The sequence below is a fragment of the Streptomyces sp. NPDC093149 genome (assembly GCF_044754145.1).
In the GTDB taxonomy this organism is placed as follows: Bacteria; Actinomycetota; Actinomycetes; order Streptomycetales; family Streptomycetaceae; genus Streptomyces.
In genome coordinates this window covers 1-4,377 of sequence record NZ_JBIVON010000064.1, presented here as the reverse complement: position 1 = coordinate 4,377, position 4,377 = coordinate 1, and the positions used below count along the sequence as shown (strand labels likewise).

Sequence of the window (4,377 nt, the reverse complement as noted above, 5' to 3'; positions counted from 1 at the left end):
GACGAGGCCTCCCTGCGGGAGCAGGCCGGACGCTGGGCGTCGTGGCTCTCCGGGCGTGAGGACATCCGCCTGGTGGATGTGGCGGTGACGGCTGCCCGTCACCGTACGCACTTCGCCTCCCGAGCCGCCATCACCGCCCCGACCCTCGACCGCGCCGTGGAAGCACTCCGCGCCCTCGCCGACGGCGTCCCGGACCCCGGTCTCGTCCAGGGGCGGGCCGCCGAACGGACCAGGACCGTATTCGTCTTCCCGGGACAGGGCACCGACTGGGAGGGCATGGGCCGGGACCTGCTGGACCAGAGCCCCTCCTTCCGCGAAAAGGTGAGCGCCTGCGACGCGGCACTGCGGCCCCACACCGGCTGGTCGGTCCTCGACCGGCTGCGCGGCGAGGACCGGGGAAGCCTTCCGTTCGAGCGACTGGACGTCGTCCAGCCCGTGCTGTTCGCCATGTACGTCGGCCTGGCTGCGGCCTGGCGGGAGCTGGGACTCGAACCCTCCGCCGTGGTCGGCCACAGCCAGGGAGAAGTGGCCGCGGCCGTCGTCGCCGGCGCACTCACCGTCGACGAGGGCGCCCGCATCGTGGCACTCCGCAGCCGGGTCCTCCAGTCCGACGGCGGCGGCGGCGAGATGGCCGTGATCGAACTGCCCCTCGCCCAGGTGCGCGAACACATCGCACCGTACGGAGACGCCCTGTCGATCGCGGCGGTCAACACCGACCGGTGGACCGTGATCTCCGGCGACGTCGACGCGGTCGAGGACGTACTGATCGAGCTCGACGACGCCGACATCGCGTGCGGGAAGCTCAACGCGGCCTGCGCGTCGCACAGCGCCCACATGGACCCGCTCCTGCCCGGACTGCGGGCGGAGTTCGCCGTACTGCGCCCCCGGCAGACCGACGTGCCGTTCTACTCGACGGTGACCGGGAATCTCGTCGACGGCCGTGAACTGGACGCGGACTACTGGTGCCGCAACCTGCGTGAGCCGGTACGCCTCGACCTGGCCCAGGCGAAGCTGATCGAGGACGGGCACGATGTCTTCGTCGAAGTCAGCCCGAACCCCGTCCTGGTCATGCCGCTGACGAACGGCCTCGGTGAGACGGACGGCCTCGTGGTGCCGAGCCTCCAGCGGGGCCGGGGCGGCCTCGGCGAGCTGCACGGGACGCTCGCCCTGCTGCACGTCCAGGGTTACGAGGTCGACTGGGACCGCGCCCTGGGCGCACCCACCGGCACCTTCGTCCCCCTTCCCACGTACGCCTTCCAGCGCGAGCGCTACTGGACGGAGACCGTCCGGCCCGTCGGCGACGCGAACTCGATGGGCCTCGCCCCGGCACGGCACCCCTGGCTGGGGGCCGTCTCCGCGATGGCCAACGGCGAAGGACACCTGCTCACCGGCCGCCTGTCGACAGCCACCCACCCGTGGCTGATGGACCACGCCGCCTTCGGCACCGTTCTGGCCCCCGGCACCGGACTGCTGGAACTGGCACTCGTGGCCGCGCGGGAGAGCGGTGCGGGGCGGGTCGGTGAACTCACCCTGTCCGAACCGCTGATCCTGGACGCCGACGGAGTGCACATCCAAGTTACGGTCGGAGCAGCCGACTTGAGCGGTGAGCGGTCCATCGCCATCTACGGGCGGCCCGAGTCGGAACAGGAACACTGGACGTGCCACGCCACGGGCAGACTGCTCGACGGCGGCGCGGACACCGGTGACGAAGGCTTCGACGGCCTGCGGTCCTGGCCGGTGGCCGGCGCGGAACCGGTCTCCCTGGAGGGGTTCTACGAGCGGCTCGCCGCCCAGGGCGTCGGGTACGGCCCGGCGTTCCAGGGGCTGACCGAGCTGTGGCGCGACGGCGACACGGCCTACGGCCTGGTGCGGTTGCCCGAAGGGGTGCAGGGACAGGACTACGGGGTGCACCCGGCCCTCCTGGACGCGGCACTCCACACGCTCCAGGCGGTCCGGGACCTCGACGAGGCCGACCGCCGGGTGCTGCTGCCCTTCGAGTGGGAGGACGTGGAACTCCACGCCGAGGGCAGCTCGACCCTCCGGGTCCGTGTCGACCTGGACACCGCGCGGTCCAGCGCCCGGCTGTGGGTGGCGGATGCGCAGGGCAGGCCCGTGGCCGCCGCGGGAACGCTGCGGCTGCGTGAGGCGAGCGCGGAGCAGATCCGGTCCGGACGACCCGTGCAGCACCTGTACCGGGTCGGATTCCGGCCGGTGCGTCCGACGGCCCCCTCGGCGGCCGTACGGACCTGGGTCCTTGGTGGTGACGGTGTTCTCTCGAATGTATTGGGGACTGAACATGTGGCTGATGTGGATGCTTTCCTTGCCGCTGTCGGAGACGGGTGGGAAACGCCCGTTCGACTGGTTGTTGATGCGACGGAGGACTCGGACCCCGTTGGTGCGCGAGGCGCGTCGGAAGACCGGGACGACGACGGCATCGGGGCTGTCCGAAGGCTGACGGCCGACGCACTGGCGACACTGCGGCGACTGCTGACCGATGACCGGTTGGCCGCTGCCGAGCTGGTGTGGGTGACCCGCGGAGCCGTGAACGCAGGAAACACACGAGACACCGAGGACGCCGTTGACGGCGTGGACGGCGTCCGGGACCTGACCCGGTCCGGCCTGTGGGGCCTGGTGCGCTCGGCACGCACGGAGTTCGCCGAGCGAACAGTCCGCCTTGTCGACATCGACGCGTACACACCGGCTCTGCGACAGGCACTGGCGGTGGCCGACGAACCGGAACTCGTGGTCCGCGGCGAGGAGATCCTCGCCGCCCACCTGGTCCGGGTCCGGGGTTCGGCCGAGAGCGACGGAGCGCTTCGCCGCATGGACCCCCGGGGAACCGTCCTGATCACCGGGGGCACCGGTGAACTGGGCCGCCAGGTCGCCGCCCATCTCGTCCGCGAGCACGGGGTGCGCCACCTGGTCCTCACCTCACGGCGTGGCCCGCAGGCCCCGGGCGCGTCCGACGTCGTGAGCGAACTGGAGGCGGCCGGCGCCACGACCGTCCGGATCGAGTCCTGCGACGTGACGGACCGGGAACAGCTCGCGCGGCTCCTGGCCACGGCGCCGGACGCACACCCCTGGACGGGGGTTGTGCACCTTGCGGCCGCGCTGGACGACGGACTGCTGACGGCACAGGACCCGGAGCGACTGTGGAAGGTACTGGGCCCGAAGGTGGCCGGCGCCGTCCATCTGCACCGGCTCACCCGGGAGCTGGACCTGGCCGCGTTCGTGCTTTTTTCTTCGGTGGCCGGGGTGTTCGGCGGCGCGGGCCAGTCCACGTACGCCGCCGCGAACACCTTCCTGGACGCCCTGGCCGCGCGCCGTCGTGCCGAGGGACTGCCCGCCACCAGCGTCTCCTGGGGACTGTGGGAAGCCGCCGGCAACGGACCGACCGACAACCTGGGGCAGGCGGACCTGGCCCGGATGCGACGCCAGGGCATCTCCGCCCTCACCGCGGAGCAGGCCCTGCGACTGCTGGACACCGCGCTGTACCACCCGGAGCCGCACCTCGTGGCGGTCGGACTGGAACTGGACGCACTGCAGCGGGGCGACGACAAGGGAGAAGACGTTCCCGTGCTGCTAAGAGGCATGCTCCGCAACCGCCTCCGCCGCGCCCAGCACTCGGGAGCACCGGCGGCCGCCCTCAAGGACAGACTGGCCCAGCTGTCCGACAAGGAACGCCGGCGCACGGTGCTCCAGACGGTTCAACGCGAGGCCTCCGTGGTGCTCGGCCTGCCGGACTCGGAGAGTGTGGGCGCCCACCAGGTCTTCAAGGAAGTCGGACTCGACTCCTTGATGGCGGTCGAGCTGCGACGCCGCCTGTCGGCCGAGGCGGGCATCGCACTGCCCGCCACGCTCGCCTTCGACCATCCGACGCCCGACGCCGTGGCGGCGTTCCTGCTGGAACGGCTCGCCCCGGCGGAGGCCCCGGGGAGCTCCCCCGCCCGCAGAGGAGCCGTGCGCGCCCTGACAGCGGCACAGATCGACGGCCTGGTGGAGCTGCTTCGGGCGGCGACGCCCAAGCAACTGGAGACGGAGGGCTTGGCATCAGCCTTCCTCGACCTCAAGGACGGGCTTGCGAGGACCGTCGTCGTCCCGGACACGACGGCCGAGCTGGAAGCCGACAACACCGAAGACCTTCTGCAGTTCCTTGACGACAAGTTTGGAGTCAGTTCATGAGCGCGTCCGACGTCGAGAAGCTCGAGTCCTACCTGAGGCGTGCCACGACTGCGTTGCTCAAGGCTGAGAAGGACCTCGACTCGGAACGGGCCGCCCGCACCGAGCCGATTGCGGTGGTGTCGATGGCGTGCCGGTTGCCGGGTGGCATTGATTCTCCGGAGGGTTTTTGGGAGTTGTTGTCGGGTGGTGGGGATG

The 4,377-nt window shown here is 71.2% G+C and carries 2 protein-coding genes; both read left to right on the top strand.

Features of this window, described 5'->3' with window-relative positions:
• A partial coding sequence (locus tag ACIQCZ_RS42425) for an SDR family NAD(P)-dependent oxidoreductase (RefSeq protein WP_402291554.1) occupies positions 1-4,182 on the top strand: 4,182 nt, incomplete at its 5' end.
• A partial coding sequence (locus tag ACIQCZ_RS42420; protein WP_384775547.1) for a beta-ketoacyl synthase N-terminal-like domain-containing protein occupies positions 4,179-4,377 on the top strand: 199 nt, incomplete at its 3' end. The genes ACIQCZ_RS42425 and ACIQCZ_RS42420, both read left to right, overlap by 4 nt.